The sequence below is a fragment of the Gluconobacter sp. P5E10 genome (assembly GCF_018812145.1).
Taxonomy (GTDB): Bacteria; Pseudomonadota; Alphaproteobacteria; order Acetobacterales; family Acetobacteraceae; genus Gluconobacter; species Gluconobacter cerinus.
This window is the reverse complement of sequence record NZ_JACRVZ010000002.1, coordinates 281,422-298,820: the sequence shown is the minus strand read 5'-3', so window position 1 is coordinate 298,820 and position 17,399 is coordinate 281,422. Positions and strand designations below refer to the sequence as shown.

General features: G+C 56.5%; 16 protein-coding genes. 8 read left to right on the top strand and 8 right to left on the bottom strand.

Features of this window, described 5'->3' with window-relative positions; translation table 11 throughout:
* Positions 1-27: 27 nt before the first annotated feature.
* From KP707_RS05375 to metK, 3 genes are read right to left on the bottom strand one after another with little or no spacing between them, the layout of a single operon-like run.
* A complete protein-coding gene (locus KP707_RS05375; protein ID WP_099211531.1) occupies positions 28-1,668 on the bottom strand; it encodes an electron transfer flavoprotein-ubiquinone oxidoreductase in 1,641 nt (546 codons plus the stop codon).
* 41 nt (positions 1,669-1,709) lie between these two features.
* Positions 1,710-2,405 (bottom strand): tRNA (guanosine(46)-N(7))-methyltransferase TrmB, encoded by a 696-nt coding sequence (locus KP707_RS05370; RefSeq protein WP_080951434.1) that lies wholly within the window; start codon positions 2,403-2,405, stop codon positions 1,710-1,712.
* A 4-nt stretch (positions 2,406-2,409) separates the two neighbouring features.
* Complete coding sequence (metK, locus tag KP707_RS05365; RefSeq protein ID WP_211502386.1) at positions 2,410-3,594, bottom strand: methionine adenosyltransferase; 1,185 nt, start codon at positions 3,592-3,594, stop codon at positions 2,410-2,412.
* A gap of 287 nt (positions 3,595-3,881) precedes the next feature.
* Between metK and KP707_RS05360 the strand changes: the two genes are divergently transcribed.
* Positions 3,882-4,679, top strand: a complete 798-nt coding sequence (locus KP707_RS05360; RefSeq protein ID WP_046900570.1) for an SDR family NAD(P)-dependent oxidoreductase — start codon at positions 3,882-3,884, stop codon at positions 4,677-4,679.
* A gap of 24 nt (positions 4,680-4,703) precedes the next feature.
* On the opposite strand, the gene dapB is transcribed toward KP707_RS05360, so the two are convergent.
* The gene (gene dapB / locus KP707_RS05355) at positions 4,704-5,450 is read right to left on the bottom strand and encodes a 4-hydroxy-tetrahydrodipicolinate reductase (RefSeq protein WP_211498395.1); all 747 of its coding nucleotides are present in this window, start codon (positions 5,448-5,450) and stop codon (positions 4,704-4,706) included.
* Positions 5,451-5,495: 45 nt separating this feature from the next.
* Positions 5,496-5,876 carry a helix-turn-helix domain-containing protein gene (locus tag KP707_RS05350; protein ID WP_064275657.1) on the bottom strand — a complete coding sequence of 127 codons (381 nt, stop codon included), beginning with the start codon at positions 5,874-5,876 and terminating at the stop codon, positions 5,496-5,498.
* A gap of 93 nt (positions 5,877-5,969) precedes the next feature.
* Here KP707_RS05350 and KP707_RS05345 point away from each other — a divergent pair, with 93 nt between their 5' ends.
* Complete coding sequence (locus KP707_RS05345) at positions 5,970-6,575, top strand: FMN-dependent NADH-azoreductase (protein ID WP_046900573.1); 606 nt, start codon at positions 5,970-5,972, stop codon at positions 6,573-6,575.
* Between the two features lie 3 nt (positions 6,576-6,578).
* Here KP707_RS05345 and KP707_RS05340 read toward each other — a convergent pair whose 3' ends face one another.
* Positions 6,579-7,757: a globin domain-containing protein gene (locus KP707_RS05340; RefSeq protein ID WP_211502385.1), complete on the bottom strand. Its 1,179-nt coding sequence runs from the start codon at positions 7,755-7,757 to the stop codon at positions 6,579-6,581.
* A gap of 79 nt (positions 7,758-7,836) precedes the next feature.
* Between KP707_RS05340 and KP707_RS05335 the strand changes: the two genes are divergently transcribed.
* The 5 genes from KP707_RS05335 to KP707_RS05315 all read left to right on the top strand — a co-directional run bounded on the left by KP707_RS05335 (position 7,837) and on the right by KP707_RS05315 (position 12,616).
* The gene (locus tag KP707_RS05335) at positions 7,837-8,307 is read left to right on the top strand and encodes an Rrf2 family transcriptional regulator (protein ID WP_211500435.1); all 471 of its coding nucleotides are present in this window, start codon (positions 7,837-7,839) and stop codon (positions 8,305-8,307) included.
* 135 nt (positions 8,308-8,442) lie between these two features.
* Positions 8,443-9,339, top strand: a complete 897-nt coding sequence (locus KP707_RS05330; protein ID WP_211502384.1) for a fructose bisphosphate aldolase — start codon at positions 8,443-8,445, stop codon at positions 9,337-9,339.
* Between the two features lie 124 nt (positions 9,340-9,463).
* The gene (locus KP707_RS05325) at positions 9,464-10,027 is read left to right on the top strand and encodes a histidine phosphatase family protein (protein ID WP_211502383.1); all 564 of its coding nucleotides are present in this window, start codon (positions 9,464-9,466) and stop codon (positions 10,025-10,027) included.
* Positions 10,028-10,166: 139 nt separating this feature from the next.
* Positions 10,167-11,318 carry an FMN-dependent L-lactate dehydrogenase LldD gene (gene lldD / locus KP707_RS05320; RefSeq protein ID WP_211502382.1) on the top strand — a complete coding sequence of 384 codons (1,152 nt, stop codon included), beginning with the start codon at positions 10,167-10,169 and terminating at the stop codon, positions 11,316-11,318.
* A 401-nt stretch (positions 11,319-11,719) separates the two neighbouring features.
* Positions 11,720-12,616: a type 1 glutamine amidotransferase domain-containing protein gene (locus KP707_RS05315; protein ID WP_249202802.1), complete on the top strand. Its 897-nt coding sequence runs from the start codon at positions 11,720-11,722 to the stop codon at positions 12,614-12,616.
* Between the two features lie 127 nt (positions 12,617-12,743).
* On the opposite strand, the gene dnaJ is transcribed toward KP707_RS05315, so the two are convergent.
* Together dnaJ and dnaK are read right to left on the bottom strand one after the other, a co-directional pair.
* Positions 12,744-13,886, bottom strand: a complete 1,143-nt coding sequence (gene dnaJ / locus KP707_RS05310; protein WP_211502380.1) for a molecular chaperone DnaJ — start codon at positions 13,884-13,886, stop codon at positions 12,744-12,746.
* A gap of 118 nt (positions 13,887-14,004) precedes the next feature.
* Complete coding sequence (dnaK, locus tag KP707_RS05305; RefSeq protein ID WP_099211549.1) at positions 14,005-15,906, bottom strand: molecular chaperone DnaK; 1,902 nt, start codon at positions 15,904-15,906, stop codon at positions 14,005-14,007.
* A 231-nt stretch (positions 15,907-16,137) separates the two neighbouring features.
* Here dnaK and KP707_RS05300 point away from each other — a divergent pair, with 231 nt between their 5' ends.
* Positions 16,138-17,265: a hypothetical protein gene (locus tag KP707_RS05300; RefSeq protein WP_211502379.1), complete on the top strand. Its 1,128-nt coding sequence runs from the start codon at positions 16,138-16,140 to the stop codon at positions 17,263-17,265.
* Positions 17,266-17,399 lie beyond the last annotated feature (134 nt).

The following is a 17,399-nucleotide window of genomic DNA, read 5'->3' as shown; positions in this document are numbered from 1 at the left end:
AGGAAGCGGCCCGTCTGTTTAGAGGATTTACATCCCGACAGGGTAGTTCGGGCCGCCGCTACCTTCTGGCGTGCACCATTCAATGTTCTGCGTCGGGTCCTTGATATCGCAGGTTTTGCAATGGACACAGTTCTGCGCATTGATGCGCAGCGACCAGTCATTGTCTCCACTCTTTTCCTGCTCATACACACCTGCCGGGCAGTAACGGCTTTCCGGCGCGTCAAACACATCATGATTGACGGTGCGCCAGATAGCTTCGTTCCGCAGCTTCAGATGGACAGGCTGGTTTTCTTCGTGATTTGTCGCACTTAGGAAAACCGAGCTGACACGATCGAAGGTCAGGACATTGTCTGGCTTCGGATAGTCGATCTGTTCGCACAGCGCCGCTGGGCGTAGCGTCTCATTGTCTGCGTGCGGATGATGCAGCGTCCAAGGTGCGCGGCCGCGCAGGATCATGCTGTCAATGCCAGCATAGAGCGCGCCAGCCTTCATACCCCATTTAGCGAAAGCCGGACGGATATTGCGGACATCGCGCAATTCGGACCAGAGCCAGGAATTGCGGACGCGCTCTGTCAGGCTTGAAGCTTCTGTACGCTCGGTCTGGAGTGCTTCGGCTACAGCCTCAGCGGCCAGCATGCCGGACTTCATGGCGGTATGCGTTCCCTTGATTTTGGGAACGTTCAGGAAGCCTGCCGAATCGCCGGCTAGAACGCCGCCGGGGAATGTCAGGCGTGGAATGGACTGAAGTCCACCTTCCGAGAGCGCACGGGCGCCGTAGATCAGGCGCTTTCCACCTTCAAAATGTTCCCGGAATGCCGGGTGCAGCTTCGTACGCTGCATTTCCTCAAAGGGGGAGAGGTAGGTGTTGCTGTAGTCGAGGCCGGTCACGAAACCGTAGCTGACCAGATTTTCCCCGAAATGATAGAGCCATGCGCCACCGTAGGTGTGGTCGTCCAGTGGCCAGCCGAAGCTGTGCTGAACGAGGCCCGGGCGGTGCTTTTCCTTCGGGATTTCCCAGACTTCCTTGATGCCTAGGCCATAAGTCTGTGTATCGACATCCTTGCGTAGGCCAAAACGCTTCATGGCGTGGGCGCTCAGCGAGCCGCGTGCGCCTTCGGTCAAGATTGTCTGTTTGGCACGCAGGATCATGCCGGGCGTGAAGTTGGAACCATGCGTGCCATTGCGCTCGATGCCCATGTCGCCTGTAATCACGCCAGCAACGCGATTGTTTTCAATGAACAGTTCAGCGCCCGCAAAACCGGGGTAGATCTCAACGCCGAGAGCTTCTGCCTGTTCACCCAGCCAGCGACAGACTTCCCCCAGAGACACCACATAATTTCCGTGGTTCGCCATATGGGGCATGACACGATCCAGATAGGGAATCTGAATGGCGCGCTTTTCCGTCAGGAAAAGCATGCGCTCTTCCGTGACTTCCGTATTCAGGGGCGCACCAAGAGAGCGCCAGTCTGGCAGGAGTTCCTCAAGCGAACGCGGTTCGATGACAGCACCCGAGACGATGTGCGCACCGATTTCGCTACCCTTTTCGATCAGGCAGACCGAGGCGTCCGGAGCAATCTGTCGCAGGCGGATTGCCGCGGACAGACCGGCGGGGCCGCCACCGACCACCACGACATCGAATTCCATTTCTTCGCGTTCGATCTGGGTCATGATGTCAGGAACTCACTGTAGTCAGATAAAAGGGCGGCGCCTCAAGGGCGCCGGGTAAATGTCCAGTAGAAAGGCTGTCGACCTTCCCGGAAGGCTTTGGCCTCATATCGGGTTGGGGACCATCCTTCAGGACGTTCCGTTTCCGGAGGGGGGGCATCAAACAGATCCTGTTTGCCCATCACTTCCGTCACCCATTCCTGATAGACCGGATGATCGCTGGCGACGCGCCAGATTGCTCCGGGTTTCAGAACGCGGTGAACCTCCTTGAGGTTTTCCGGGTGGATGAAACGGCGCTTCGCATGGCGTGATTTGGGCCATGGATCCGGAAACATCAGATAAGCCCGATCCAGGCAATTGTCCGGCATATCCTTCAGGAGTTGCCGAGCATCTTCTGGCCAGATCCGGAAATGAGGCGGAGGCTCGGCTGTCTCGTCCTGTCCTTCTGGGACAAGACGCGACATAAGCGAGCACAAGCCGTTCTCGAAAACTTCAGAAGCAATGTACCCGACATCCGGGTTCATTTCAGACTGGGCAGCGGCATGCTCGCCGCCACCAAATCCGATTTCGAGAAAAACGCGCGACACAGGCGTGGAAAATCCGGCTGTCGGATTTTCAGCAGACGCAAATGTAAAGCGCGGCAGCACGTCTTCGAGAAGGCGCTGCTGTCTGGCCCGGAGCGGATGGCCGCGCTGGCGGCCGTAAAGCCGCTCCGGCTGGGGTTTGAGAGACTGTGTCAGGGTCTTACCTGTTCAGTGCGTTACGGAGGGTGTCGACCAGATCTGTCTTTTCCCAAGTGAAGTTGTCCAGAGTCTCATTCGGCACACGACCGAAGTGACCATAGGCAGACGTCGGAACATAGATCGGGCGGTTCAGGCGCAGGTGCTTGCGAATGCCGCGCGGGGACAGATCCACAACTTCATTGAGGAGCAGGCCAAGGCGTGCTTCGTCGATGTCCTTGCCTGTGCCATCGAGGTCCACATAGACCGAAAGCGGCTTGGAGACGCCGATTGCATAGCTCAACTGGATCGTGCAGCGATCTGCAAGACCAGCAGCAACAACGTTCTTGGCAAGGTAGCGCGCAGCATAAGCAGCCGAACGGTCAACCTTCGTGGGGTCCTTGCCGGAGAATGCGCCACCACCATGAGGGGCTGCACCGCCGTAGGTGTCCACGATGATCTTGCGGCCGGTCAGGCCAGCATCGCCATCCGGGCCACCGATGACGAAGTTGCCGGTCGGGTTCACATAGAACTCGTCTTCCGGGCAGCTCCAGCCATTCGGCAGAACGTCATTGACCACGCCGCGAAGCGTTTCGCGGATCGTGTTCTGGCTCATGCCTTCAGCGTGCTGCGTGGAAATCACGACAGACGTGACGCCAACCGGCTTGCCATCGACATAACGCAGCGTGACCTGGCTCTTCGCATCCGGAAGAAGGCCAGCGCCGCGGGCGTCGCCGTTCTTGCGGTAGTCGCGAATACGCTCAAGGATTGTCTGGGCGTAGAATAGCGGAGCCGGCATCAGGTTTTCGGTTTCGCGCGTGGCGAAGCCAAACATGATGCCCTGATCGCCAGCGCCTTCGTCCTTGTCGCTGCCGCTGTCCACGCCTTGGGCAATGTCAGCAGACTGTGCGTGAAGGTAAGACGTGATGTCAGCCGTCTTCCAGGAGAAGCCAGCCTGGTCGTAGCCGATGTCCTTGATGGCCTCACGGACGCGGTCGATCAGCGTGTCTTCGACGGCCTCGGGGCCACGGACTTCACCGGCCAGAATGACACGGTTCGTGGTGACCAGCGTTTCACAGGCAACGCGGGCTTCCGGATCGGCTTCAAGATAAGCGTCCAGAACTGTGTCGGAGATACGGTCTGCCACCTTATCGGGATGGCCCTCGGAAACAGATTCAGAGGTGAACAGGAAATCGCCGTGATTGCGCACTCAGGGACCTCGCAGGGAATGAGTGGTGAGAAGGGCTGCAGACGTCATGACGAACGGATGCAGCATTCAGGAGAGGCACGGCTTGGCGGAATTGAACGCAGGGGTCAAGGGGCTTAGGAAAACTTGGACATTTTTTCTGTGAAATTCAAAGGGAAGTCTTTGGAAAATCAGGAAAACCGACAGGAGTATTCACGTTTTCTCATGGTGCGAAATCAGGGGGAGACGACTGCCTTCGATCTCGATATTGTGGGCCGCAGGTGAAAGCACCGTATTTTCATGAGGCACCAATGGCGTACGTCGTAAGTTTCTTTAGCGGTAAAGTCTGTCTTGTTACGGGTGCCGGGGGCAATATTGGCCTCGCGACTGCACTTCGGCTGGCAGAAATGGGCACGGAAATTGCTCTGCTCGACATGAATCCGGACGCTCTGGCCAAGGCGGAAGCCGCTGTGCGGGAGAAGGGCGTGAAAGCTGCGTCCTATGTCTGTGACGTCACATCCGAGCAGTCAGTGATCGATGTCGTCGGCCGCGTTGTCGAAGAGTTTGGAAAAATCGATTTCCTCTTCAACAATGCCGGATATCAGGGTGCCTTTGCCCCGGTTCAGGATTATCCGTCCGAAGATTTCCCGCGTGTTCTGAGCATCAATGTCACAGGCGCCTTCCATGTGATGAAGGCTGTCTCACGGCATATGATCGAGAACGGTTACGGTAGCATCGTGAATACTGCCAGCATGGCCGGTGTAAAAGGACCGCCGAACATGGCGGCTTACGGGGCATCCAAAGGTGCCATCATCGCCCTGACGGAAACTGCAGCCCAGGATCTGGCACCCTACAACATCCGCGTTAACGCCATCAGCCCTGGTTATATGGGCCCTGGTTTCATGTGGGATCGACAGGTGGAACTGCAGGCCAAGGCCAACACGCAGTACTTCTCCACCAATCCTGAAGAGGTTTCCAAGCAGATGATCGGCAGTGTGCCGATGCGTCGTTATGGCGATATCAGCGAAATCCCAGGTGTGGTGGCGTTCCTTCTGGGCGACGACTCCAGCTTTATGACGGGTGTGAACCTCGAAATTTCGGGCGGCTAACCACTGAATACTTCGCCGGAAAGATCAGTCTTTCCGGCGAAGAACATCTGCCATGCCGTAAAGGCCGGGAGGCTGATGGGCCAGCCAGCGTGCAGCCATCAGTGCACCGCGGGCGAAAACCCGTCGATCCAGCGCACGATGAGACAGGGTGATCTGTTCATCTGCGGCCATGAAGAGAAGGTCATGCTCGCCAATAATCTGCCCCCCCCGCAGTGAGGCAAACCCGATAGCGTTATCCGGTCGCGGGCCGTTCTGATCCAGGCGAGCAACATCCTCGAATGCTACGTTTCGTCCTTCAGCAACTGCGCGTCCAATGGCCAGCGCGGTGCCGGACGGTGCATCAACTTTCTGCCGGTGATGAATCTCTACAATTTCCGCATCATAACCTGGCAGCCCTGCGCCAAGCTGCTTCGCGAGCTCCAGAAAAAGCGTCAACGCCGGGGAGAAATTGGCAGCCTGTAAAACCGGAATATGTTTTGCAGCGTCGCTCACGGCAGCCTGGGCCGTAGCGTCAAGTCCAGTCGTTCCCAGAACCCACGGGCACTTTGCTCCTGTGAAGGCTTCTGCGTGAGTTGCTGCGGTTGAAGCGTGGCTAACGTCGATAATGACGTCGCAACGCGTCGCTAGTTCTGCCGGGCTATTGGTGATGCTGCGTGCTGGATCTGCGTGACGGGACAGCCCGCCAGCCAGAGAGTCTCCCGCTTCTTCTGCGCAGAGAGCGCCCAGACGCCCAGTGATGCCAGCGATACCGATGCGGGGAGAAGTCGTCATAATCCGTGCCTGACCGTCAGAAACTGTTGGGCGCAACCTAAGGGATTATTGGCGTGCGTCAAAACGGAGGCGAGCATTTTCAATCTGATCCCGGTGTGTGACAGCCCAGCGTCCGAAAGCTTCGGTGATGCTTTGCAAAGAGTGCCCGAGATCCGTCAATTCATAATCCACGCGAGGCGGAGTGGTGGGGGTGACGGTGCGGGCAACCAGCCCATCGCGTTCCAGATTGCGCAATGTCAGCGTGAGCATGCGTTGTGAAATACCTTCGATGGAACGACGGAGTTCACTAAAACGCATGGAGCCGTCTCCCAGCATCCGCACGATCAGGATGCTCCACTTGTCTCCCACACGCGCCAGAATGGCCCGGACAACGGCGCATGTATCGCTCTCATGAGCTTCTGGAGGGGGAAGGGTACTAACATCCATGTGCCTATGATCCCTGAATGTGCCGTCTTGCGGAGGTGAGGAAAAGGTTTCTTATCATGTGCTGGTTACGATCAGGAACCGAAAGAGATTACAATGAAACTGCTTCATATCGATTCCAGCATTCTTGGCGGGTATTCCGCAACACGCCAGCTGAGTGTGGCGATTGTGGACCGTTACCGTCAGAAGCATCCGGATCTGGACGTTACATCCCTTGATCTGGCAGCGAACCCGCTTCCTCACCTGGACGGCGAAGCTCTGTCTTTTCTGGGCAAGGACCTTACGGAAGACGCTGCCTCCAACAAGGATCTGGTCGCGGGCGCGAAAGCCCTTTCCGATTTTAAGGAAGCCGACATTCTCGTACTCGGCGTGCCGATGTACAACTTTGGCATTCCGAGCCAGCTGAAGGCATGGATTGATCGCATTGCCATTGCCGGACAGACATTCCGCTACGGTGCGAATGGTGTCGAAGGACTTGCCGGCGGTAAGACGGTAATTCTCGCCGTGGCGCGTGGCGGCATTTATTCGGAAGGCACGCCGCAGGCAGCCTTTGAACATCAGGTCACTTATCTCAAGGCCGTTCTTGGCTTCCTTGGCGTCACGGACGTGAAGGTCATTGAAGCAGAAGGCCTGGCAGTCAATGGCGGCAATGATCGCCCTCGCATCCTTGCGGAAGCGGAAAGCGTCATTGCCGCCCTCTGACAATTAGTCAGTCACGCCGGTATCCGGTCCGAACGTCTCATAACGCAGACGGTCGGCCGGAATGCCGGCTTTTGAGAGCCCCTGAATCATGTCACGCATGAACCCTGTTGGGCCGCATAGGTAGCAGGTGGCGTTTTCCGGAATGCGATCGGCGATCCATGCTGCATCCGGGCGCCCGTCAACGGATGTCAGGCGAGTATGAAGCGTAATCGGGCTTTTCGCCTCTTTGGCCAGGCTGTTTAGCTTTCCTGAAAACGGTGCGGCCGTTTCAGAATGGGCAATCTGAATAATACTGACCGCTGGTGAGCCTGCCTGCGCTCCCAAAGACTCGATCATCCCGATCGTGGGTGTCATTCCAATGCCCGCACAGATGAAGGCGAGGGGTGTGTCGCTCTTCTGGGGAAGGACAAACTCACCTGCTGGCGGCGACAGTCGAACCTGATGGCCCTTGCATTCCGAACTATTGAGCCATGTGGAAACCACACCGTTCGGAACATGGCGCACGCTGATGGTGTAGGAATCGTGGTTGGGGCGCGATGTGATGCTGTAGTTACGTCGGGTCTGCCCATGTCCTGGAACATTTAGGTCTACACCCAGATATTGGCCGGGAATAGCCTGAATGACGGTTTTGCCGTCTGTAGGCTTCAGTTCCAGCGTCGTGACATTGTCGCATTCGCGCGTTGCATTGATGATCGTGAAGTCGCGCCAGCCGGTCCAGCCGCCCTCGGCATGTGTGCTGGCGTTATAAAGCTGCCCTTCCCGGCCCGTCAGAATGTCAGCCAGAGCCCAGTAAGCCCGGCCCCATGCATCCAGAATTGCAGGTGTCGCGGCGTCTCCCAGAACATGTTGAATCGCGCCGATCAGGGCAGTGGCCACATGGGGGTAATGCTCTGGCAGAATTTCCAGGCTGACATGCTTCTGGGCAATGCGCTCAACCGCTCCACCCATCACTCCGAGATTATCAATGTTCCGGGCATAGGCCAGGACGGCCATGGCGAGCGCGCGTGGCTGCGTTCCTTTGGATTGATGGGTCGGATCAAACATCTCAGCAATGGCCGGATCAGCCAGAAGGCGGCGGTACATCTCACTGGTGATGTCGAGACCATGCGCTTCGAGGGCCGGAATGGTCGCCTTGATGGTGGCAATGACGTCTGGCGTGAGGCTGCGGTCGGAAGAGGACATGATGGGTCTTCTTAAAGGTGTATAATAAATACATCTTTAAGCACGTGACTTCTGACTGTCAATCTGCCAGAGGACTCGTATGCGCCTGACCCTGCATACCGACTATGCCTTGCGGACCCTGCTCTACATCGGGGCACGCCCGACTGTGCGCGTCTCCATCCGCGAAATTGCCGAGGCATACGGCATCTCGGAAAACCATCTGGTGAAGGTTGTGCATCGTCTGGGGCAGGGGCGTTTCATCACCACCGTACGAGGTCGTGGCGGTGGCCTGACGTTGGGCCGCCCAGCACAGGATATCGGTGTGGGAGAGGTCGTTCGGTTTACGGAAGACGATATGATGCTCGTGGACTGTGAGGGCCGGGCAACAGGAAGCCGTGCCTGTGTTCTGTCTCCCTCCTGCCGCTTGCGCGGCGTGCTGGGAGAGGCGCTTTCCGCATTTCTGGCCGTGCTAGATCGCTACACTCTGGCAGATCTTCTTCAGCCTGCAGATCTGGCCAGACTGTTTCCAGAATTAGCCGACCCCCCGTCCAACAATATTGAAAAAAACTGATTTCCCTGCCGCTCCAGCAGGGTTGAACCGCGTCCTTTGGGTGATCCGTGCAATGTGATTGGAAGAGTCTCCAATCCCGCGCGAAGGTCAGTCGTTACTTCTGGTCATGTGACTGAAGAAAAGGATGTAGTGTTCATGCCTGATGCAAAAATGGCCGAGCAGGTGTCAAAAACTCCCGGATTTATCGCGGCTCTTGATCAAAGCGGCGGATCGACTCCCAAGGCTCTGGCACACTATGGCATCGGGCCGGATGCCTATTCGAACGATGCGGACATGTTCCGTCTGATGCATGAAATGCGCGTTCGTATCATTTCCTCTCCTGCTTTCCAGAGCCACGAGGTCCTTGCTGCAATCCTGTTTGAGAAAACAATGGATGGCACGGTCGAGGGCACGCCGGTGCCGTCCTATCTCTGGAAAACCTGTGGAATCGTCCCGTTTCTGAAGATCGATAAAGGTCTGGAAGACGAAAGGGACGGTGTTCAGCTCATGAAGCCCATTCCGGGCTTGGATGAACTGCTGGAACGAGCGGCGAAGCTGGGCATATACGGTACCAAGGAACGGTCAGTGATCCGTCTGGCCAATCCTGCTGCCATTAAGAGCATTGTTCAGCAGCAGTTCGATATTGCGGCGCAGGTGGCATCGCACGGACTCGTCCCGATCCTTGAGCCGGAAGTGCTGGTGAAGAGCCCGGAAAAGGCTGAGGCTGAAACGCTCCTTGAAGACGCTGTTCTGAGTGGACTGGAAGCTCTTCCGGGAGATTATCCGGTTATGCTGAAGGTGACGTTGCCTGAAAAGCCGGACCTGTATGCCCGCGTGATGAAGCATCCGCGCATGCAGCGCGTTGTCGCGCTTTCGGGTGGTTATCCTCTCGATGAAGCGTGCCAGAAGCTCAAAGCCAATCATGGCATGATCGCCAGCTTCTCGCGGGCTCTCGTGGATGATCTGCGCGTTTCACAGTCCGATCAGGCGTTCAACGAAACCCTGAGTAAGGTCGTGGACAAGATTTACGACGCTTCTGTTCACAAGATCTGAACAGCGGCTTGAGAGGCGGGTGAGCGTACGAATCATTCGCCTCTGATCCAGAAATTTCAGCAATCCAGCTTCGGGCTGGCAAAGGGCTTTCAGTTACTGAAAGCCCATAGGGAAGGCATGCGTCATGAGCACCACCCTCTGGCTAATTCGCCACGGCGAAACAGAATGGACCATCAGCGGCCAGCACACGGGGCGTACGGATATTGCCCTGACGGAAAACGGACGTAAGCAGGCGCTGTCTCTGAAGAGCCGGTTAGAACATCAGAACTTTGATCAGGTGTTCACCAGCCCGCTTCAGCGGGCGCATGAAACCTGCGTTCTTGCCGGGCTGGGCGAGCAGGCTCAGATCGAGCCTGATCTCATGGAATGGAATTATGGCGTGTACGAAGGGCTCACCACGCCGGAAATTTTGAAAGCCGAGCCCGACTGGTCTTTGTGGACGTCTGACGTAGAAAATGGCGAGACGGCCGCCCAGGTTCAGAAACGGGTCAGTGGCTTGCTGGAGAGGCTGACGGCACAGGGAGGAACAATTGCCCTGTTTGCGCACGGTCATATTCTTCGCAGCTTGATTGGTGTGTGGATTCATAATGATGTGCGACTTGGGGAAAATCTGGCCCTGGATACGGCATCAGTGTCTGTTCTTGATGTTCATCGGGGCGCACGCGTTTTACGCAGGCTGAATGCCTGATCGGCAAGGATGAGGAGCCAATGCCGCGTTCTCGCCGGGAGTTTTGTGCAACATAACGTCAGGGCAGACGATAGTGCCTTGGTTGTCATCAAACAGGCTGGCAGTCTCCCGTTCATTGAAGACTCATGGGAGCTGCCAGATGATTATTTCCTCAGCCACTGATTATCGTGAGGCAGCCCGACGCCGTCTGCCGCCTTTTCTGTTCCAGTATATTGATGGCGGTTCCTATGCAGAGCAGACAATGCGGCGGAACATCACAGACCTTGCAGATATTTCCCTACGACAACGCATTTTGAAAAACGTGTCCGGTTTGACGACCGGGACGGAGTTGTTCGGGCGCAAACTGAATATTCCTGCGGTTCTTGCCCCTGTCGGACTGACGGGCATGTATGCTCGCCGCGGGGAAGTGCAGGCAGCAAGGGCTGCGGCGCGTAAGGGTATTCCTTTCACGTTGTCCACAGTATCTGTGTGCCCCATCGAGGAGGTGCAGGGTAGAAGCCCGGTGCCCATCTGGTTCCAGCTTTATGTTCTCAAAGACAGGGGATTCATGAAGAATGCCCTGGAGCGCGCGAAAGCTGCGGGCATTACGACTCTGGTGTTCACCGTGGATATGCCGACGCCGGGCGCGCGTTATCGCGATGCCCATTCGGGAATGTCCGGCTCTCATGCCAACATCCGGCGTTATCTTCAGGCCGTGACCCATCCTATGTGGGCTTGGGATGTGGGTCTTCGTGGCAGACCGCACGATTTGGGCAATATTTCGCGCTATCGGGGAAATCCAACCAAGCTGGAAGATTATATCGGCTGGCTCGCCAATAATTTTGATCCGTCCATTAGCTGGAAAGATCTGGAATGGATCCGCGAGTACTGGGATGGCCCCATGATTATCAAAGGTATTCTCGATCCTGAAGATGCCAAAGATGCTGTCCGTTTCGGTGCGGATGGCATTGTTGTTTCCAATCATGGCGGTCGCCAGCTTGATGGCGTCCTCTCCAGCGCTCGCGCACTTCCGCCGATTGTGGATGCCGTGAAGGGAGAACTGAAAATCCTGGCAGATTCAGGCATTAGATCCGGCCTCGACATCGCCCGGATGGTTGCGATGGGGGCGGATGCTGTTTTGCTGGGGCGCGCCTTCGTCTACGCGCTTGCTGCCGGTGGCCAGAAAGGTGTGGAGAATGTGCTCGACATCGTGGAGAAGGAGCTCCGTGTTGCCATGACCCTGACAGGGGCGAGTGCCATATCCGATCTGACACCAGAGAGTCTTGCGCGGCTGGCCGTGGAGTGCAGGTGATCTTTGTCGAGGTCTGCCGCATAAACTGAGGCGCTGGTCCAAACGCTATATCGGGGCGTTTTGCCCCACCTCGTACCCGTTAAGGGGCAGATTTAATAATTGCGGATTAAAGAAAAAGATCCGCAATTTTAAAAGCTGTAGCAATCAGCCTCGGCGCAGGTTTGTCCTGATCAAAGGTCGCTCTATTTGCGAACTCAAAGCATGTGCCTCAATGAATGGATATAGAGGAAATGTTCCCGTTTTCTGCGACACGTCACCAGGAGAATATCTCTAAAATTGGCGATCTTCAGACTTGATACGGTTCTGGACTGAAGCCTGATGATCGGTCAGCATTCAGTAACTGCCGCTCGTCGTATGGCGGCGCTTCACGGGCTTTGCTCCACCCGAAAAGGATGATGTTCATGCTGCGCGGTATTGCTCTCACCCTAGTCCTTGTTGCCACCACACTCTGTGGGTCCAGTCTCCAGGCCAAGTCACACAGCCAGAGTAAGGGGCGCGTACTGGTCGTTCTTTCCAGCGCAAATGAACTCACATTGCGCAACGGTCAAAAGTATCCTACGGGCTTTTATCTCAATGAATTTGCAGTCCCGGTAAAAGCCCTGATCCAGGCTGGCTATGAACCCGTATTCGCTGACCCGAAAGGGAATGTCGTGAAGTGGGATGCACACTCTGCATCCCCTCGATATTTTGGAGGCAGTGAGAAAGCTCTTCAGGATACGATACAGTTCGTCGAAGGCCTGGACTCACTCAAACATCCCCGCTCTCTTGCTTCGGTCAATGCTGAAGGGATTGATGGCTATATTGGGATCGTTATTCCCGGTGGCCATGCACCACTGGAGGATCTGATGACCGATCCTGATCTGGGGAAGATCCTGCGCGCCTTCCACTCTGCTGGAAAAACGACCGCTCTTATCTGTCATGGTCCGGTTGCACTGGCGTCCAGCTTGCCAGATGCCAGCGGTTTTCATGACGCGCTGATGACCGGCAACATGAATGACATTCGCCAACTGGCAGCAGGGTGGCCCTACGCAGGCTACCATATGACTGTTTTTTCGATACCAGAAGAGCACTTCGCCGAAACGCATCAACTCAACGGACAAGTTTTTTTCTACCCGGCTACTGCGCTGACGGATGCGGGAGCTACTGTTGAGACGGCCAAAGCCTGGACCCCTAACGTCGTGACAGACCGTGAGCTTATCACGGCACAGCAGCCGTTTTCCGATAAGGAATTTAGTGTGGCTTTAATAAAAGCTCTCGATAATCAGACAAAACCACAGGACGTGCCGTCGCTTAAATGACGTCTCCTGACAGCGTTCATGTCTGTGATTGAATGCGGAAAAACAATAAATCCCTGCAAAGATGCGAGCTAGCAGCAGGAATTTTCCAAAAAAATACCCCTCCGTTTCGGGAGGGGTATTTTTAAAATCAGCGACCTTCGAAGAAATCACGGACCTTGGCAAAGAAGCCGCTGTTTTCAGGGCTTGCCTTGGCGTGATCGTCACCCGCTTCTTTCTCGAACTCTTCAAGAAGTTCGCGCTGGCGCTTGGTCAGGTGATGCGGTGTTTCCACCGAGACCTGAATGTACATGTCCCCACGGGCAGAAGACCGCAATACGGAGAATCCCTTGCCGCGCAGGCGGAAGGTTTCACCTGTCTGCGTCCCTGCAGGAATGCGGACACGGGTGCGGCTTCCATCAATAACAGGAACCTCAACCTCCGTCCCCAGTGCAGCCTGCGTCATGCGCAGCGGAACGCGGCAGTAGATATTGGCGCCGTCACGCTGGAAGATGTCATGCGACAGGACCGAGACGTGCACATACAGATCGCCGGGCTGTACACCTTCTCCCCCGGCTTCACCGCGGCCTGCCATGCGGATGCGCGTGCCATCCTCAACGCCAGCCGGGATTTCGATCTGAAGGGTCTCAGTCTTTGCCTGGGTGCCTGTGCCCTGACAGACCTTGCACGGATTGCGAACCGTACGGCCTGACCCATGACAGGTAGGGCAGGGACGCTCGACAAGAAAGAAACCCTGCTGCGCGCGGACTTTACCCGCACCGTGGCAGGTAGCGCAGGTCGTGCTGCCACCACCGGCATCCGCGGAGCCAGAACCATGGCAGGATTCACAGGCAACGCGCGTGCGGACTTCAACGCTCTTGGTCACGCCGGAGAAGGCTTCGGTCAGACTGATTTCAACCTGAACCTGAATGTCAGCACCTGTACGACGTCCACCGCCACGGCGGCCGCCCATCATGTCTCCGAACATCTGGTCAAAGATGTCCCCAAGACCACCGGCGCCAAAACCACCAAAGCCTCCGCCGCCGCCCATTCCTCCCATGCCGCCGTCAAAGGCTGCGTGTCCGTACTGGTCGTAGGCTGCGCGCTTCTGCTCGTCCTTCAGGACGTCATAGGCTTCGTTGATTTCCTTGAATTTCTGCTCAGCTGCATCGTCACCAGGGTTACGATCCGGGTGATAACGCATGGCCTGCTTGCGGAAAGCTTTCTTCAGCTCATCTCCGGAAGCAGTACGCGAAACTTCGAGGCTTTCGTAGTAATCGATCTTCGTGGCCATGATCGGTCCTTGTCTGAGGGCCGGAAACAAGAATGGCGCCCACCCCCTTGCGGGAACGGGCGCCCTTCGGAAAACAGGTCAGGCGGGGCGGGAAGCCCCACCTGGGGAAGTCACCCGATCAGTGCTTCTTGCTGTCGTCGACGTCTTCAAAGTCGGCGTCGACAACGTTTTCGTCTTTGGCTTCCGCACCCGCAGCTTCACCACCCTGCTGGGCCTGATCTGCCTGATACATGGCCTGACCAACCTTCATGGCAGCCTGCGTCAGACGCTCGCTTGCGCTCTTCAGCGTTTCGACATTCTCGCCACCCAGAGCTTCACGGGCTGCTGCGATAGCGGCTTCTGCTTCAGACTTGTCTGCAGCCGGAACCTTGTCGCCACCTTCCGTGAGGGACTTTTCGGTCTGGTGGATCATGCTCTCGGTGCTGTTGCGCAGCTCGACCAGCTCGCGCTTGGCCTTGTCAGCGGAAGCGTTGGCTTCAGCTTCCTTGACCATGCGATCGATGTCACCGTCGGACAGACCACCAGAAGCCTGGATCTTGATCTGCTGTTCCTTGTTCGTCGCCTTGTCCTTGGCGGACACGTTGACGATACCGTTGGCATCGATGTCGAACGTAACTTCAATCTGCGGAACGCCGCGCGGCGCCGGAGCAATGCCCTGCAGGTCGAAGTTGCCAAGCAGCTTGTTGTCCGCTGCCATCTCACGCTCGCCCTGATAGACCTTGATGGTCACGGCGTTCTGGTTGTCTTCAGCCGTGGAGAAGGTCTGGCTCTTCTTGGTCGGGATCGTCGTGTTGCGGTCGATCAGACGGGTGAACACGCCACCCAGCGTCTCGATACCCAGCGACAGCGGCGTCACGTCGAGGAGCAGAACGTCCTTTACATCACCCTTCAGGACGGCGCCCTGAACGGCTGCACCGATAGCGACCACTTCGTCAGGGTTGACGTTGCGTGCCGGATCCTTGCCGAAGAATTCCTTAACCGTCTCGATGACCTTCGGCATACGGGTCATGCCGCCAACGAGGATGACTTCGTCAATCTCGCTCGTGGACACGCCTGCATCCTTGATAGCCGAACGGCACGGACCAAGCGTACGCTGAACCAGATCGTCAACCAGGCTCTCCAGCTTGGCACGGGACAGCTTGACGACAAGGTGCTTCGGGCCGGACGCATCAGCCGTGATGAACGGCAGGTTGATCTCGGTTTCCTTGGAGGAGGAAAGCTCGATCTTGGCCTTTTCAGCGGCTTCCTTCAGACGCTGCAGAGCAAGCTTGTCGCCACGCAGGTCGATGCCTTGGTCCTTTTTGAACTCATCGGCCAGGAAGTCGATGACGCGGTTATCAAAGTCTTCACCACCCAGGAACGTATCACCGTTCGTGGACTTCACTTCGATCACGCCGTCAGAGATCTCGAGGATGGAAACGTCGAACGTACCACCACCAAGGTCATACACAGCCACCGTGCCGGAATCGCGCTTGCCAAGGCCATAAGCCAGTGCAGCTGCGGTCGGCTCGTTAATGATACGCAGGACTTCGAGGCCGGCAATCTTGCCAGCGTCACGAGTGGCCTGACGCTGTGCGTCGTTGAAGTAAGCCGGAACCGTGATGACGGCCTGTGTAACCGTTTCACCGAGGTAGGACTCGGCCGTTTCCTTCATCTTGCCAAGAACGAATGCAGCGATCTGGGACGGGGCGTAATCTTCGCCACGGGCGCGAACCCATGCATCGCCGTTGTCGCCCTTGACGATTTCGTAAGGGACCATGCCCTTGTCCTTGGCGACGGTCGGGTCATCGTAACGACGACCGATCAGACGCTTGACGGCATACAGGGTGTTGGTTGGGTTCGTGACAGCCTGACGCTTCGCGGCCTGTCCAACCAGACGCTCACCGTTTTCGGTGAATGCGACCATGGACGGCGTCGTACGTGCGCCTTCGCTGTTTTCAATAACGCGGGTCTCGTCGCCTTCACGCACTGCAACGCAGGAGTTGGTCGTGCCGAGGTCAATACCGATGACTTTGCTCATAATATGTCCTTTCAGCGGCTCGCTTCGGCCCTGTCAGGCACCGGGGCGAGCCCTTGTGACGTAAAATCCGATCCATCAAGGGATCGTGTTTCCGAGACCAGATTTAGGCGGGGCAGCAAAGTGTTTCAAGCCTTGGCGGTAACATCTTTCATGAAAAATATACGTTCGCATCATTCAGGAAACGGTTGTGACTTCCGCTTGGCCACGGAATGGTCCACTTTGAGATAAGTCATGAAAATTAATCTGATATTCCGGGCCACGCCCCTGGCTGCACTTATCTGTCTTGCTGCCTGTGGGCCGATAGGGCCATCCAGGCTTCAGCATGACGAGCTTGAATACTCGCGCGCTCTGGGCGAATCCCAGAAGCACGAGATGCTCCTGAATATCGTTCGCCTGCGTTATGCCGATCCGCCGACGTTTCTGGATACGACGCAGGTCATTGCCGGATATAGCGTATCCAAGAGCGTGAGTGGCGGGTTCTATGCCTATCCTGCCACTGCTGTCGGCAATTATCTCTTCGGAACGGGGACGATGACATCGGGTGAAAGCCCGACTTTCACCTATCAGCCGGTGACGGGGCAGCAATACGCCGAGAATATCGTGCGGCCGATTTCTCCTACCGTTATCATGCCCCTCAGTCTCGGTGGTCTTCCCATTGACACCCTCTTGCGCCTGACAGCGCAGTCGATCGATGGACTGTCCAACGTGCGAGGGCTGGGAGCAGGGCCGTTTGGTGGAGGTTCTGTCCGCTTTTATCTCCTGCTGCATGATCTGCGTCAGCTTCAGATCGCAGGCGCGATGACTATCCGCATCACGACCGATGCGCCGCCTCCGACCGATGACAACAATAACAAGAAGAGTTCTTCCAAGCCGGAAAACGGCAACGGCCAAGAGCATTCCTATCTGGTGCTGTCTTCGACATCTGATAGCAGCCTTCTCTCGACGCAGGCGGAAGTGCGCCGCCTCCTGCATCTGGATGCCCAGGCTGAAGAAGCGGAAATTGTTTACGGCCCCTATCCGAAGCATCCCGGGCAGATTGCCATTCTGACGCGTTCAATGCTCGCGATGCTCACGCAGCTTGCTTACGAGGTTGAGGTTCCGGAAGAGGACATTAAGGTCGGCCGGACACCGCCAACGATCGGGCAGGTAGGTATTGAGAACCGGCCGGAAGTTGTCATCCATTCAGGACACAAGGTTCCCGACCGCCGATATGCGGCTGTTGAATATAATGACATGTGGTTCTGGATTGACGAGAAAGACTTCCAGAGCAAGCTGGCCTTCACAATGGTTCAGGTCCTCAGTGCTCTCGCTGCCACCAACCATACAGGTGGCGCAGTGGTCACGATTCCAGCTGGATAATGCTGATATTTGCTGAAATTGTCATTTCTCAAATAGTTCCAAGCACATTTTTGTTACCGCAAACACGCCTTTGTTAAAGGATATTCAGAATAACTCTAATGGACCTCGCTGGATAATCGACATACCGTCCCGGG